Source organism: Bacillus sp. NPDC094064 (genome assembly GCF_050279585.1).
Classification (GTDB): Bacteria; Bacillota; Bacilli; order Bacillales; family Bacillaceae_G; genus Bacillus_A.
This window is the reverse complement of sequence record NZ_JBNNUI010000001.1, coordinates 206,816-219,968: the sequence shown is the minus strand read 5'-3', so window position 1 is coordinate 219,968 and position 13,153 is coordinate 206,816. Positions and strand designations below refer to the sequence as shown.

The 13,153-nt window shown below is 34.3% G+C and carries 18 protein-coding genes; 2 read left to right on the top strand and 16 right to left on the bottom strand.

What is annotated here, in order from left to right; genetic code table 11:
- Positions 1-162: 162 nt before the first annotated feature.
- The 11 genes from ACQKNI_RS01200 to ACQKNI_RS01150 form a co-directional block, all read right to left on the bottom strand.
- On the bottom strand, positions 163-657 hold the full coding sequence (locus tag ACQKNI_RS01200) for a cytoplasmic protein (protein ID WP_070146731.1): 495 nt from the start codon (positions 655-657) through the stop codon (positions 163-165).
- Positions 654-1,226 (bottom strand): AHH domain-containing protein, encoded by a 573-nt coding sequence (locus tag ACQKNI_RS01195; RefSeq protein ID WP_249278310.1) that lies wholly within the window; start codon positions 1,224-1,226, stop codon positions 654-656. Before ACQKNI_RS01195 ends, ACQKNI_RS01200 begins: the two co-directional genes overlap by 4 nt.
- 32 nt (positions 1,227-1,258) lie before the next feature.
- Complete coding sequence (locus ACQKNI_RS01190; RefSeq protein ID WP_071759443.1) at positions 1,259-1,915, bottom strand: hypothetical protein; 657 nt, start codon at positions 1,913-1,915, stop codon at positions 1,259-1,261.
- A gap of 105 nt (positions 1,916-2,020) precedes the next feature.
- Positions 2,021-2,152: a DUF6572 domain-containing protein gene (locus ACQKNI_RS01185; protein WP_255294744.1), complete on the bottom strand. Its 132-nt coding sequence runs from the start codon at positions 2,150-2,152 to the stop codon at positions 2,021-2,023.
- Positions 2,153-2,338: 186 nt separating this feature from the next.
- Complete coding sequence (locus ACQKNI_RS01180) at positions 2,339-3,052, bottom strand: pentapeptide repeat-containing protein (protein ID WP_088229684.1); 714 nt, start codon at positions 3,050-3,052, stop codon at positions 2,339-2,341.
- A 19-nt stretch (positions 3,053-3,071) separates the two neighbouring features.
- Positions 3,072-3,851 (bottom strand): hypothetical protein, encoded by a 780-nt coding sequence (locus tag ACQKNI_RS01175; RefSeq protein ID WP_088229685.1) that lies wholly within the window; start codon positions 3,849-3,851, stop codon positions 3,072-3,074.
- A 48-nt stretch (positions 3,852-3,899) separates the two neighbouring features.
- Positions 3,900-5,708, bottom strand: coding sequence for an ADP-ribosyltransferase (locus ACQKNI_RS01170; RefSeq protein WP_088229686.1), 1,809 nt, complete (start codon positions 5,706-5,708; stop codon positions 3,900-3,902).
- Between the two features lie 32 nt (positions 5,709-5,740).
- Entirely contained in the window at positions 5,741-6,064 is a 324-nt protein-coding gene (locus ACQKNI_RS01165; RefSeq protein ID WP_088229687.1) for an MFS transporter, read from the bottom strand.
- On the bottom strand, positions 6,064-6,783 hold the full coding sequence (locus ACQKNI_RS01160) for a DUF5081 family protein (protein ID WP_088229688.1): 720 nt from the start codon (positions 6,781-6,783) through the stop codon (positions 6,064-6,066). Before ACQKNI_RS01160 ends, ACQKNI_RS01165 begins: the two co-directional genes overlap by 1 nt.
- Before the next feature lie 22 nt (positions 6,784-6,805).
- Positions 6,806-7,111: a WXG100 family type VII secretion target gene (locus ACQKNI_RS01155; RefSeq protein ID WP_088229689.1), complete on the bottom strand. Its 306-nt coding sequence runs from the start codon at positions 7,109-7,111 to the stop codon at positions 6,806-6,808.
- A gap of 27 nt (positions 7,112-7,138) precedes the next feature.
- Entirely contained in the window at positions 7,139-7,561 is a 423-nt protein-coding gene (locus tag ACQKNI_RS01150; protein ID WP_088229690.1) for a hypothetical protein, read from the bottom strand.
- Between the two features lie 366 nt (positions 7,562-7,927).
- Between ACQKNI_RS01150 and ACQKNI_RS01145 the strand changes: the two genes are divergently transcribed.
- Complete coding sequence (locus ACQKNI_RS01145) at positions 7,928-9,010, top strand: S-layer homology domain-containing protein (RefSeq protein ID WP_088229691.1); 1,083 nt, start codon at positions 7,928-7,930, stop codon at positions 9,008-9,010.
- A 129-nt stretch (positions 9,011-9,139) separates the two neighbouring features.
- On the opposite strand, the gene ACQKNI_RS01140 is transcribed toward ACQKNI_RS01145, so the two are convergent.
- From ACQKNI_RS01140 to ACQKNI_RS01120, 5 genes are all read right to left on the bottom strand, one after another.
- The gene (locus ACQKNI_RS01140; protein WP_088229692.1) at positions 9,140-9,598 is read right to left on the bottom strand and encodes a VOC family protein; all 459 of its coding nucleotides are present in this window, start codon (positions 9,596-9,598) and stop codon (positions 9,140-9,142) included.
- A gap of 263 nt (positions 9,599-9,861) precedes the next feature.
- Entirely contained in the window at positions 9,862-10,062 is a 201-nt protein-coding gene (locus ACQKNI_RS01135) for an NETI motif-containing protein (protein ID WP_000166302.1), read from the bottom strand.
- A complete protein-coding gene (locus ACQKNI_RS01130) occupies positions 10,046-11,242 on the bottom strand; it encodes an MFS transporter (RefSeq protein ID WP_088229693.1) in 1,197 nt (398 codons plus the stop codon). The genes ACQKNI_RS01135 and ACQKNI_RS01130 overlap by 17 nt, the downstream gene beginning before the upstream one ends.
- Positions 11,243-11,353: 111 nt before the next feature.
- The gene (locus tag ACQKNI_RS01125) at positions 11,354-11,578 is read right to left on the bottom strand and encodes a hypothetical protein (RefSeq protein WP_088229694.1); all 225 of its coding nucleotides are present in this window, start codon (positions 11,576-11,578) and stop codon (positions 11,354-11,356) included.
- 60 nt (positions 11,579-11,638) lie between these two features.
- Complete coding sequence (locus tag ACQKNI_RS01120; RefSeq protein ID WP_140417300.1) at positions 11,639-12,556, bottom strand: intracellular short-chain-length polyhydroxyalkanoate depolymerase; 918 nt, start codon at positions 12,554-12,556, stop codon at positions 11,639-11,641.
- A gap of 174 nt (positions 12,557-12,730) precedes the next feature.
- Here ACQKNI_RS01120 and ACQKNI_RS01115 point away from each other — a divergent pair, with 174 nt between their 5' ends.
- Positions 12,731-13,147, top strand: coding sequence for a MarR family winged helix-turn-helix transcriptional regulator (locus ACQKNI_RS01115; RefSeq protein WP_140417284.1), 417 nt, complete (start codon positions 12,731-12,733; stop codon positions 13,145-13,147).
- The last annotated feature ends 6 nt before the right edge of the window (positions 13,148-13,153 follow it).

Genomic DNA, 13,153 nt, shown 5'->3' with positions numbered 1-13,153 from the left:
CTTCCATGCGTTTATATTCATCTTTCGTTAAAATGTCATCTCGCCTAAGCTCGCACCTCGTTTTCTGTTCTATCATTGTACGTAATACTCCATGATGGTACAACCATCATGAGTCTCTACTTTTAAACCACTTATTGTTTTTCTTTCCACTGCAAATATACTTTATTTTTTATCTGGTGAATATACAATTATTCTCCCTTCTGGATATTCACCTTCCCATCCACATGGCCATCCCCCAAGCTTATAAACCTCAAAGATTCTTTCATAAAAATTATCAACTTTTCCATTTACTAAACGATTTAGTGCACACATATGTAAATCTCCAATTATTTCTTCAAAAATATCAATATATTGTAATACAAAATCACCTGAATAGTTCTCGGACGATTGAATAATCTCCCTTATAGGACGCTCCATAGAGTTTAAATCATGCTCATATAATTGTCCTATTATTTCCCCACCTTCTGAGGATTTAATATCTTCCCAAACGTTTTCAACCTCATCCAAATCTTGAGACCATGCCAATTCTTGTGCTCTTTCATACTCATTAACCATAACAACATCACGATTTAGAAGGTTTTCATAATGAAAAAGTTGTAAATTTGTAATAAAATTAATAACCTCTTCGACTAATTGAGTGTTTTTTCCGTACTTCATTTATTTATCCACCTTTCCCAAAGTTCTTCAGTAGCGCCGCCACCTCTTTGCCAAATCTTTATTTCTTCATTTAATTTTGTCTTGTAAAACTTCTCAATACCAATTTCTAATACCTTTGATTTGTATAATGGCAAGCCACTTTCTGTACCTTTTTTTAATTTTTGTTGCAATTCAAATACTTGTTGTTCCAACTCCTTAATACTTTGATTGATATTTAATTTATCTAACTGATCTTTAACCACATTATTATATACACTATGAAATCCTCTATGCCTAGACAAAGCACTTGGATCTTTTGCTGGTATCGGTAAAAATATCCCGTTATCAGCATGATCCATATCCATTCCAATTTTCTTTAATACCGGATGATTTCTTAAGTTTTTAGGTATTATATGTTGCGCCTGATATCCTTTCCGTGATGCAGAACGTGGAAGCCCCATGGATTCCAATAAATTTTGCCCTAATTTTGTAGAACTACCTCCTGTAACCTTTCCAGGGGTACCTGGAATAAGTCTAGTAGCTTCACCCGTACCCTTATTTAAAACCAAAAGCGATAATTGGGTTACCAATTATCGCTTACTAAGTCAAACCATTTGATGTACTATAAAGTAACAATTATTTTATTATCTATGATAGTTCTAAAATTGGTGTAATTTCTCATCATATTATTACCATATGCACTAACTGCTTCATTACCACACACCATACTTTCATAGTTATCTTTAAATTCTTTTTTTATTGACTCTTCCAAACTGTCATAGTATCTTTTGATAGCTTCCTCTGCCAATTCACGCGACCCGTGCGTTAATATAAAATTAATATCTACCATATAACCCTTTTGAGGATAAAAACCCCTTTCAACAACCTCTTTTACAAAGTTGTTCAAATCATTCGTACACCTTTCTACAATTGGCATAAATACACTATTTAACCAATTAGTGAATTCGTTAACTGTCCGCTCCCACTCTTCCTCATTTGCTATGTTCCAATATAACTGACCGCTTGGTACATTGCACTGACGTGTATTAATATGAAATATTTTATCTTTAGATTTTAAAGGAAGAATTGCGCATTCACCATAAAATACTACATTTTTATCAGATATATTATTCCAACTTGTATAAAAGAGTACCTTATAAATGAAATTTTTATCTTTTTTACTCATCCAATGACCAGACTTAGAATATTTCCAACCATTATCTAAATACTTTTCAGATATTAGATTACATACGCATTCAAATGCTTTATTAGCTTTCACATTACACCTCCAATAATTCCTTGTAATTTCCAATTAATTTACATTTGCATCTTAAATTAAATATAAATCCATCTACTAACTTAACATCCGGATAAATACTATAATTTATCCATTTTCTATAAAAGATACATAGGCATTAATTTTATCTTGTAACAACGTTAAATGCTGAAGTGTATTTTCCCAATCTAAATGATCTATAATCATTAGTGATAACTTATTTACTGAAGACAGTTGCATTTTCCGCAGCCTATACTAGTTTAATTTCAATTATATAATATTCCCGACTTAATCTATCTAATAATCCTTAAAAATAATCTATATTGATTTTCACTAATTTAGTAATCTCTAATATCTCTACAAAAAAAGCACTCGCTACCAATAATAGGTTTTCGAGTGCTCAAATGTATATACTTCCCATCATATTTAAATCATTTTTAAGATTTGTTCCTTCACATTTTCGTCAAACTTGGCTCCTTCTACCTGTGCTCCCTTCCAAACTACATTGTCTAGTTTGGCACCGGTAAAATTCGCATCCGTGAAATTCCCATTTAAAAGGTTCGCTCCTGTTAAATCCGCGTTTGTAAAATCTGTATTTCTAGCATCTACTTCTGATAAATTAGCATCTTCTAAATATGCTTTTTCAAAGTTACCTTCTGTAAGATTCGCGTTGCTGAAATTTGTTCCCGTACAGTCGGCCTGTTCCGCATTGATTCCTGATAAATTTGCATGGCGAAAAGTAGCATGATTTAATATTGTTCCAACTAATTCTCCATATGAAAAATCAACTTCATCAAAACATGTTTCAAAACAACTACTTATATTTACCTTTGCATATTTCATATTGGCTTTAGAGAAATTAGCTTCACCAAATCTACAATCTGCAATATGTATTTCCTCTAAATTACAGCTTCTGAAATCAGCAAACTCAAAATCACAATCAAAAAAAGATGCTCTCATTAGTGAAGAAGCTCTTAAATGGACTTGTTTGGCCATGATACCCTCTGCCATCACCTCTGACAAATCTGAAAAAGTAAGATCTAAATTGCTCATATCTAGCCCATCTATAACCTCATCATTGTATTGAGATCTATTTAATATTTCCATGACTCTTATTCTATCATTACCATTCTCATTCATTATTACGATCTCCTTTCATTTAGCTTTTCAGATAGTCCTTCCAAGCAATATTTGGAGAATAAGTTACACCCATTTGATCTTCATCAAAACTTGGTATAGCCATTACTTGTGCTGGTTCCAAATACTTCATTACTTGTAGCCAATTATCAAGTAATGTATCACTATCACTCCCTAATGGATTATTTAAAATATCAATACAAAGGCCACCCCAATCTAGCTCAGATACCACAGCTGGACTATTTTGTAATAATTCCTTATCAAACATTTCTAAAATATGACCACTAAAGTATGTTCTAGCGCCTATCCCTAAGGGACCGTTAGGAAGAAACCTAACCGGTATTGGCTGGGAAGATATTTCCATCCACATTTGTAAACGTTCACGTTCGGTATTCCACGGATATGATAAAGGCCAAAAAATTTGAGTTACTCCGTAACTTGGTTTCGCAGCTTCTGCGATTTGATCAGATAACTCAAAAAAAGCAGACCATAATTTTTTAGGTATTGATTTATGAAACTCAAACTCTAAAAATGAACGATGGCTCCAGTTAACTTGAAAACGTCCTGTGTAGTTCACAGATTTATCACGATACAGGTAAACTTCTGATACTATACGCTCTGAAACTACTTTTTCCAGAATTTCCTGACGGTTATATTCTACCCGTACCGTTTCACAGTTGCCCCAATGAGTAGGAGCAAATTTTTCATTTGACTCAAACACATCCAAAAGACGACCTAATACTTCTTCTTCGTTAAAAGATACTGTAGGATACATTGTAATTGTGAAAAAATCTGGTTTCATGTATATCCCCCTTAATATTAAAAAATATAGTCACATAATAATTTTTATTCACAGTTTTTTCCACCTACCTCCACCAGGTAAACGTGTATTGTTCTCCCATTTATGAGTCACTTTACCGCTATTTGGATCAGTATAGAAAATGTCACTCTCTTTCGCTAAAGGCCCACTTGGTCTTGGTTTAGGAGGAATTCCATTCAAATCGGGTTTATCACTTGATATTGTCACAATATGACTTCCACTTTTATCTTCGAGCATCTCTCTTTCAGCTCGCATTTGACTGTCATTATGAATAACGTGTTCTTTGTCACTTATTTTGTGTTTGTGATCATGAACTAAATCGATTTCATCCTTAGCATTACGACCTATACTATCTGGACGCGTAAGATGCCCTTCACTGGATGTATACGTAACAACCTTGCCAGAGTTATTGTCCTCTAATGTACGATTTAGGTGTTCTCCCAAGGCTTTTCTCCCTTTTATTTCTTCTTCTCTTCCACGCTCTTGACTTTTCTTTAAATTTTCACGCTTAACATCCCACTCTTTACGTTCTAAAGGCTCTTTTGTTTCTTCACAATGACGATTATACCTAATGTTATCTGCTTCCTTATAATCCCCCCGTGCTTTGGCTTCATCTATTTTTATTCGATAGTATTTTTCTCTTTCTGGGGTTAGTTTAATTTTGTTTGGGTTTGCGTTACTACCACCACTACCCTTAGCAAGTTGATAAGCGTCATCCTTAGCTGCCGTACTTGCCTTTGAAAACTTTCCAGCTACTTCTCCAACAGTTGAAGATTCTATATAAGGAAGCCTCATTCCTATTCCAGTATCCACCATCCTAACTGCTACTGGAATAGGAGTATTTTTCATCGCATCTAGTGCATTTTTTAAATTCTTATTTTCCTTAAGCGATTGTACCACATTTTTACCCAAATTTGGATTAAAACCAGGCATTCCTTCTTTGAATTTTAATAATTTCGCTAAATCAGCTAATTCATTCGTGCCTTTGAATGCTTTTACTCCTTTTCCTACTGCTCCAACAACTGGAATTGCGTCTAATCCGCCAAAAATGATGTTTGCTGTGCGTTCTTCTTGGCTCAATTTCCGGTGTGTTCCCCAGTCTTCTCCGTCGATACCGCTTTTTATTTGTACAGCGCCGTATACTACTGCGGCAGCGGTCCCAAGTGGTGGACAAAGGATTGTTGTGATGATGATTCCTAAGCCTATTCCTATGTCTCGCACCATTTCTAGTTTTTTCTGTTCATCTTCTATCGATTTGTATTCGAATCCTCGTGTGGATGGGACTACTTTCTTGTATTCTTCATAATTTAGTTTTGCATCTGGGTTTTGTTTTTTTAGTTCTTTGTACTCCGCTCTCAGTACGTTATCAAATGCAGGTGAATCTCTAAAAATATCTTCTACTGTTATTTTATCTTTTTTTGTTTTTATTGTTTGTGGTACACTTCCGTACCCCGCGTGCGCACCTGGTAATACTGTCGTTGTTGTGGAGCCAATTCGGTTATCTGTTTTGAAACTGAGAATAGATGTATCTCTCATTTTTTGAGCAAATTTATCCATTTCTACTAAAAAAGGTTTATCTATATGTTCAGAGACCAATCCCCCTGCTTCTCCGCAATATTTTTGTAATGTCGTATAGCTTTCAAGTAATTCCCCTATTTTTTCCGATTGATCTTTATGATTAAAATGTATACTACCATCCGAGTCTAAACCTCGTATACTTCCTTCTACACTTTTTAATAATTCATTTGCTTTCTGTAATTTCATGAGTGCATCTTTTGTAATTCGATTCATACCATCCCCCATGTTTTGCCATGGTTCAGGTCTATATTTCACATCCATTTCGTTTTCATCCCCCAGCCGTATGGTGATTTCTACAACTTACTTAATATTTCACGTAATTGTTCGTCCTTTTCAAACATTTCTACACATGCGTCCCTTACAACTGTCGCCGACCTATAATAGTGTTCAGACAATTCAAGTGTTTTGTGTAATATATCAGGGTATTTTTCAATTACTCTCATCGCTTCACCTTTTTGATAAAAATCACTACTTAATAAACTCTCAATATTCGTTCCAATGACGTCTAAATGGATTTTATATATATTTTCTAATTTCATTACTATATCAAGTAGTTCTTGAAAATTAACTAATACTTCTTCTCCACCAGAACCACTATCTCCCATTGATACTTGCATTATTGAATACCTCCTAACGAGAATTGTCTCGGGTCAATTAACTTTTTATATGGCATTTTTAACACGTCATACAATTTCTTATTAACCGCATAGAGGCTCACCCAGTCATATCGATTACGATCTACATCTATTTGAACGAAATCTTCTCCTTCAGTGAAATATAAGAAACATTCCCATTTTCCTCCTCTATTACTTCGAGGCCTCGTATACGTTTCTATCGCTATAACGTCTTTATTTGATAAATCTTTTTCCTCAAATGTTTGTTGTTCTGCCTCTGTCATTCTCTTTGAGAAAAATGTATCTTCTATTTCCCTCGGTTCTCTCAATAAGAAAGGAATGCGTGTTAATAATGAAAAATATACGTCTGGCTTTGGTATGTAGTCGATTTCGTATTTTTTATTTGGCTCTATTTCTGTTAATACAGCCACTCGATCTTTATCCTCTTTCAAAAAACCAATTAACAAATTATTAATTCTCGTGTAATCGTGACAATTCTCATATTCCTTTAATAGTTCAATCATTTGAAAAGCTGCACGGGTAATTCCATTTTCACTTGTAAGTAAGCCTTTTTCTTTTAAGCTCGTTGTTGCTTTCGTGACACATTCTTCATCAAGTAAAATAATTACGTCACGATTTGGCAATCCAAATATATCCGTAACTCCAGCTGCACCTGCGAGAACATATAATTCAGCAGGTGCAAAACTCATTTCTTTCCCCATTCTTTTATCCCTCGTTTCTCCATCACAATTGTTTTATCGCCCTTACTTTCGGTATATCGCCGTACGTTTGAATACTTTTATCTAACTCTTTCAAAGCTTTCGTATGCCCTTCAAATGCCTCTACCATTTCTGAGTTATATTGAATGATTAAATCAAGATAACTTAAAAAGGCATCTCTCGTTTTTCCATTCCATTTCGCACCTGTGACATATGCTTTTAAGTCTTTCGCTTGGTTTAAAGAATCCTTCATACCATTTTCAATGTTTTGTGCGTAAGAAATGGCACTTGTCGTGTTACTTCCTATAATTTCAACCTCTTTACCACTCATGTTAGTTCCCCCACATTCTTTGTATGCTTAATGGATAAGATTTTCAAGTTCCTTTTTCTTTTCTTCAAAAGCCTTGGTCGCAGCATCATATGCGGCTGCTTTCTCCGCTTCTGCTTTCGCTTTATATTCCAAATACTTTGCATAAGCTGTACCTTTTGCAGATCCAACATCGCTTAATGCACTTTTAAAATAGGATACTAATGTATTTAATTTTTCATCCTTTTCATGACGTTTTTGTTCAAATTCCACTGCCGGAATTTTATTAGCTTCTAAACCATTGCTTTTACTCTCATAATCTCTCTTCGCCGATTCAGCGTCTTGAATTAATTGTTGTAACTCTCTTTCTGCATCTTTTAATTCATCATGCAGTTTATCATACTGATCTCGTTTTCTCGCACTTTCTGTAAAACCAGATGCATTTAAAAAAGCATTGTACAATTCATCTAACATCTTTCTCCCCCTTTAGTACAATAACTACGTAGTTAAATTCGTATATTTAAACATGAATATTCATTACATTAAGAATTAACAAATAATTATTTTTGCATATCGCTATTTTATCAAAGCAATTTTAACATTTCCATATTTTATACAAAGCTTTCGTATTTTTCTTCAATTAAATAGCAATGAATATTTATCATCTAAAAATTATAGTTTCATATAGATTATTGAAATTTTATCCACATTAAGGAAATCAATGACAAATGATCATCATTAACATGTTATAATTGCGATGTATACATTTAATTGTATTAGATGTATATGTGTAATACGTATGTTTAATAAAGTTAGATTAAACTAGGGAGGCTTTCGCTAATGGGCAAGAAAACAAGCAAAGCTAAAAAAATTTTCGGATTCGTGATCACCACAGCACTAGCAACTACAATGATGGTAGGCACAGCAAACGCACAAACAACTACAAATAACTATAAAGTAGCTGGCAATGCGAACACTGTATTTACAGATGTACCAAAGGACCACTGGTCAAAAACTGCTATTGATTACTTAGCAGCAGCAGGACTTTTTAACGGATATGGAAATGGCAAATTTGGTTTTGGGGATAATATTACTAGAGGCCAGGTAACTTCTTTAATCGCTCGTCATTTAGGTTTAACAGCAAACAATGAACAGAGCAATATGTTTAACGATATTAAAAATCATATGTTTGAAAAGGATATTAAAGCTATTGTACAGGCTGGAATTATGACAGGTGATGGAACAGGTGCTTTTCGTCCAGATGATGCATTAACTCGGTATGAAATGGCAGTAGTATTACAAAAAGCATTTCAATTACAATCAAAAGGCCAAAGTAACTTTAAAGATGTACCTCAAGATCATTGGGCCTATAAATTTGTAAATACGCTACGTAGTAACCGAATATCCTACGGTGATGAGGCAGGTAATTACAATGGCAACACGCTTGTGAAACGTGAGGAGTATGCACAATTTTTATATAATGCAATAGCAAAAAACAGAGATTATAATTTCAACATCAATTCAAAAGAAGAAATGAAACAAATGTTAACAACAGCTTTACAGAATGGAACGTTTGGTCCATTTACATTAAATGCATTGGGTAAAGATCTATCTGATGTAAAAAAAGAATATGGAGTGCCTGATGTTTTGAAAAAAGCACCATGTACAGAATGTGATGCACCTAATATAGCAGTATACGGCGATTATAATATTGACATGTACCCTTCGGACGCAAGACATATATGGGTAAAAATGGATATAACTATCAATGAATTAAAAGAGTGGTTTGGTGAACCCGATGAAATCGGAGGGGATATGACTAGCGAAGGCTTTGTATATAATCGAGGAAGCTATTATCTTTATTTCAGCTTCTCTGATGGTTATATTCAACGCGCTGAAATATCTAATCATGAATATAATTAATAAGTTACAAATAATATAAATATATAAAGCATAAAAAATCCTTCAAGAACATGCCTTTTCTTGAGGGATTTTATTTGTCTCTATCTATTTAACATAATACAAAGCTATAAAACTCCTACTGATTAAACTTTATTTTTCTTGATGCTCCGCATCCCATTCACTTAAATACGTTGCATATTCTAGTTCATCTGGATCATCATCTAGTATAGAAATAAACTCTAATTTATTTCCATCACAATCTAAAAAATATACGCTTGCAGCTGGCATCCACCTTTGGACAATTGGTTCTCGATCTCCTTTTCCCTGACTCCCTACTACCTCTATTCCACGTTTCTCTAACCACAATTTAGAAGTCTTTAAAAACTCTAAATCTACACGAAAAGCGAAGTGTTTCGTCTCAAAATCTACATTTGTATGTACTTCCCATAATCCGAGCATTTGTTTTTTGTTTTCTCCTACCCAAAAGAATGCAACTCGTCTTTTCGATAGTCTTTTTGCTAATGTTAAACCTAATTTATTTTGATAGAAATTTATCGCCTTTTCTAAATTTCTTACATGTAAATGAGTTTCATATATGCTTTGTATCATTATATTCATCCCCCCTTTCATATTTTTATAATACAAATACATATATTTGAAATCATCCTACTTTTGTATAATTGTTCGTTCCTACAAAGGTATAAATATGTCCCAGCGCCGAAATTCTATCCATTACGGACTTTTCAATTTACTTTTACATTTTTGTATAGCAAACCCTTCCGCATGAGCTTGTTTTTTTTGAATTGTAAAAAAACCACCCAACTCAAATGAATTGGATGGCTCTATACCAGAAAGAAAATTTGCTATTCGTATTACTTCAATTTCCCCTCAAAAACAATTTTTCTACCGCACGGTTCCACTTCTGTTTTGCCGTCTTTCTTCACTTCATGAAAGATTGGTTCTTCCATGCGACGAGACGGTGCGTAGCCTTCTTGTTCCATACGTGCTAAGCAGTCTGTAATTGTTTCGTTTTCGAGTACTTCAAATTTCTTTTTATTAGGTTGTTTTGTCATGACCTAACCTACTTTCTATTTTTCTTGATGCGAATTGATTCTTCATGTAGATTATATATACCATTGCGAGAATTCCCATTATAATCATAACCGCAATAAAAAAGCTTGTATACTGTATTTTTTCTATAAATACGCCTCCTAATACAGGTCCCATAATACTTCCTAAACTGAAGGCGATTCCAGATAATATATTACCTGCTGGTAGTAAGTGTCTCGGTAATAAATCAGTCATAAATCCAAGTCCTAAAGAGAAGCACGATCCAATGACCATACCAGCTAAAAGCATACAGGCAAAGACGATCCAGTAATATTGATCAAATACTGCCGCAAGCAAGAAAATACCCGTACTTATGCTGAACGTCCACGTTAATATACGGTCTCTTCCATATTTATCACTCAATATACCGAGCGGGATTTGTGTAATAATACCTCCAATCGCGAATGCTGGTATTAAGAAAGAAACATCTGATACAGACCACCCTTGGCGAAGTGCGTATACTGGTAAGTTACTATTTAACATCGCTTCAAGCACACCATATGCAAGTGGACCAATAAGTGCAATCCCAGCTAATCCAACGACTTGTTTATAACGAGAAAATGATGATTCACTTTCCGTATTCGTTTTATCTTGTGCTGGGAATGCATTTTTCGTTGGTAATAGTAAAATCCACCCTATTAAGCAAAGTATAGTAGATACGATAAATGGCGTTGCTAGACCGTACTGAACTGTACTTGCCAAATAAGGACCAATTGCAAAACCAATTCCGCAGAATACGCCGTATATCGATACTTGTCTGCCTATTTTACTAGGGTCCGATGTTGTTGTAATCCACGTTTGTGTTCCGACATGAAGCATATGATCTCCAACGCCAACTAGAAATCTAAGAATAAACCATACCCAAAATGAAAATATTTTTGTAAAAAAGAATAATGAAATAATAACGAGAAAAACACCAATTACGATAATTGGTTTCATTCCAAACCTTTGCATCGGTTTTTCAAGAAACGGTGAAATAAATAATATCCCGATGTATAAGGCCGTCGCATGAATACCGTTAATACTTGAACTAACTCCTTCTTGTTCAAAAATCATGGCGATTGTAGGTAGTAGCATTCCTTGCGATAAGCCAGAAATTGCTGCAACCCCAGCCATAATCCAAAATGTAAAACGCATTGACATCCTCTTCCCTCACCTTCTTCCGCTTTCCATTATAAACTGTTTCTGCAAATGCGTGTACAAAATATTCATAATAATAAAAAAAGAAGCTAAAAGAATGGACCTTTTAGCTTCTTACCCTTCCCAAACTTGTGCTTTCACATTGTAATGAAAGTGCTTAAAATATGGATTTACATAAAATGATGGTCCATATAAATAATGATGAGCATGAGCTGTTGGCTGCTGCATTTGCATAGGAACTACAGCTGGTGAAACTTGCATATACATCGGATTAATCATTATTTTTGTATATAAATGATGATTATATGGTGACTGTGCAATTAAGACTGGTTGATGCATGGATGTTCTCCCCTTTTACTTACAATGTTATAGTATATGCAATACTGTTCATTTCGGGGATTATTTCTGTTCTAACCAATCCTCTACATGCTTTATAAACACATCTAAACAATCAATAAACGGTGAATGACCACAGTCTTCTAACACCTTCAATTCCGCATTCGGCAAATGCTTTGCTAACTCTTCACCGACGACTTGCGGTACGACATAATCTCTGTCACCTTGTATGACGAGTGTAGGAGCTTTAATATGATGAATTTGTTTATTTCCCTCTACAACTCCATTATGTTCATCCGAAATATTAAATGTAATGAGCGCATAATTCACATCTACGAAATTGCGCTGCGTTAACATATCATCTAAATACTTTTCATAACGATCTGGTTCGGGTTGGTTATTTGTATATATTAATAGATTCCATACTGTACGGTAATATAATTTATTCATATTTTTTATCGCATCTAGTACTGGAGCGATTTGTACTGGATCTTGCGCAATTTCTTCTTTTGTCTTTACTAAACTTGATACGATCGGTTGCCCGTTAATATCTTTTTTAAAGATTGGATAGCCTTTCATCCCTACTGATTCTACTAAGATTAACTTTTCTACAAAATCCGGGTGATTTGCTGTAAATTGCATCGCAACACCACCGCCCATTGACCATCCCATTAATGAAAATTTCTCTAGTTTTAATTGATCGATAAAGAGTTTTACATCTTCAGCAAAGTCTTGTAATGAATCTATCGACTTATTATATGTCGATTTTCCAAATCCTCTTAAATCAAGAGCGTAAATATGATATTGACCTTGCAATTTTTCAATGACTAAATCCCAGTGTTGTGACGATGTCATGTTCCCATGAATGAGTACAAGAATTTCTGTATTTTGCCTTCCAACTTCCTGATACGCAATCGTTTCTCCGTTTGATAGTGAAACAAACTCCATTGTTGCAGGCTTAATCATCACAAGTTCCCCCATTCTTTTCAATAGAAAGAAAATTCTTTACTTAATTAAAGAATACCATGTAGAATATATGTTCTCAACATAAAACCTCTACGAATTTTTTACATAAATCAACATGTCTATTACTAGACAATAAGAATAAAAAGGTATATAGTTAGCTAGGTAACTAATTTGAAAGGATCAAACTATATGGACGAAAAACAACATTTTTTTCACATTGTCAGCCAGACTTCTCGAAAGTTTACGAAGAAGTTTAATGAACGCGTATCTCCAACTGGGTTGTTTAGTGCACAATGGGCTGTAATTTTTCGCATTAATCAAACTGGATCTTGTACCCAAACAGAATTGTGCCAGTATTTAAATGTTGAATCCCCAACGATGACTCGTACGTTAACACGTATGGAAACAATGGGCTGGATTATTCGTACAGAAGGAAAAGATCGCCGCGAGAAGCTCATTTCTTTATCAGAAACAGCGATAAAAATGATTCCGCTATGGCAAGAAGAAGTTGATGCTTTCGAAGAAAAGGCGCTAGAAGGTATTAATGAAGCTGACTTACATCAAGCATTTCAAGTGTTACAACAAATTATTAAAAACTTAGATTAAATTGGA

Excerpts from the sequence above, each read along its gene's own strand:
- ACQKNI_RS01200 (WP_070146731.1), bottom strand. The coding sequence starts at position 657 with ATGAAGTACGGAAAAAACACTCAATTAGTCGAAGAGGTTATTAATTTT.
- ACQKNI_RS01185 (WP_255294744.1), bottom strand. The coding sequence starts at position 2,152 with ATGCAACTGTCTTCAGTAAATAAGTTATCACTAATGATTATAGATCAT.
- ACQKNI_RS01180 (WP_088229684.1), bottom strand. The coding sequence starts at position 3,052 with ATGAATGAGAATGGTAATGATAGAATAAGAGTCATGGAAATATTAAAT.
- ACQKNI_RS01175 (WP_088229685.1), bottom strand. The coding sequence starts at position 3,851 with ATGAAACCAGATTTTTTCACAATTACAATGTATCCTACAGTATCTTTT.
- ACQKNI_RS01170 (WP_088229686.1), bottom strand. The coding sequence starts at position 5,708 with ATGGATGTGAAATATAGACCTGAACCATGGCAAAACATGGGGGATGGT.
- ACQKNI_RS01165 (WP_088229687.1), bottom strand. The coding sequence starts at position 6,064 with ATGCAAGTATCAATGGGAGATAGTGGTTCTGGTGGAGAAGAAGTATTA.
- ACQKNI_RS01160 (WP_088229688.1), bottom strand. The coding sequence starts at position 6,783 with ATGGGGAAAGAAATGAGTTTTGCACCTGCTGAATTATATGTTCTCGCA.
- ACQKNI_RS01155 (WP_088229689.1), bottom strand. The coding sequence starts at position 7,111 with ATGAGTGGTAAAGAGGTTGAAATTATAGGAAGTAACACGACAAGTGCC.
- ACQKNI_RS01150 (WP_088229690.1), bottom strand. The coding sequence starts at position 7,561 with ATGTTAGATGAATTGTACAATGCTTTTTTAAATGCATCTGGTTTTACA.
- ACQKNI_RS01145 (WP_088229691.1), top strand. The coding sequence starts at position 7,928 with ATGGGCAAGAAAACAAGCAAAGCTAAAAAAATTTTCGGATTCGTGATC.
- ACQKNI_RS01140 (WP_088229692.1), bottom strand. The coding sequence starts at position 9,598 with ATGATACAAAGCATATATGAAACTCATTTACATGTAAGAAATTTAGAA.
- ACQKNI_RS01135 (WP_000166302.1), bottom strand. The coding sequence starts at position 10,062 with ATGACAAAACAACCTAATAAAAAGAAATTTGAAGTACTCGAAAACGAA.
- ACQKNI_RS01130 (WP_088229693.1), bottom strand. The coding sequence starts at position 11,242 with ATGTCAATGCGTTTTACATTTTGGATTATGGCTGGGGTTGCAGCAATT.
- ACQKNI_RS01125 (WP_088229694.1), bottom strand. The coding sequence starts at position 11,578 with ATGCATCAACCAGTCTTAATTGCACAGTCACCATATAATCATCATTTA.
- ACQKNI_RS01120 (WP_140417300.1), bottom strand. The coding sequence starts at position 12,556 with ATGGGGGAACTTGTGATGATTAAGCCTGCAACAATGGAGTTTGTTTCA.
- ACQKNI_RS01115 (WP_140417284.1), top strand. The coding sequence starts at position 12,731 with ATGGACGAAAAACAACATTTTTTTCACATTGTCAGCCAGACTTCTCGA.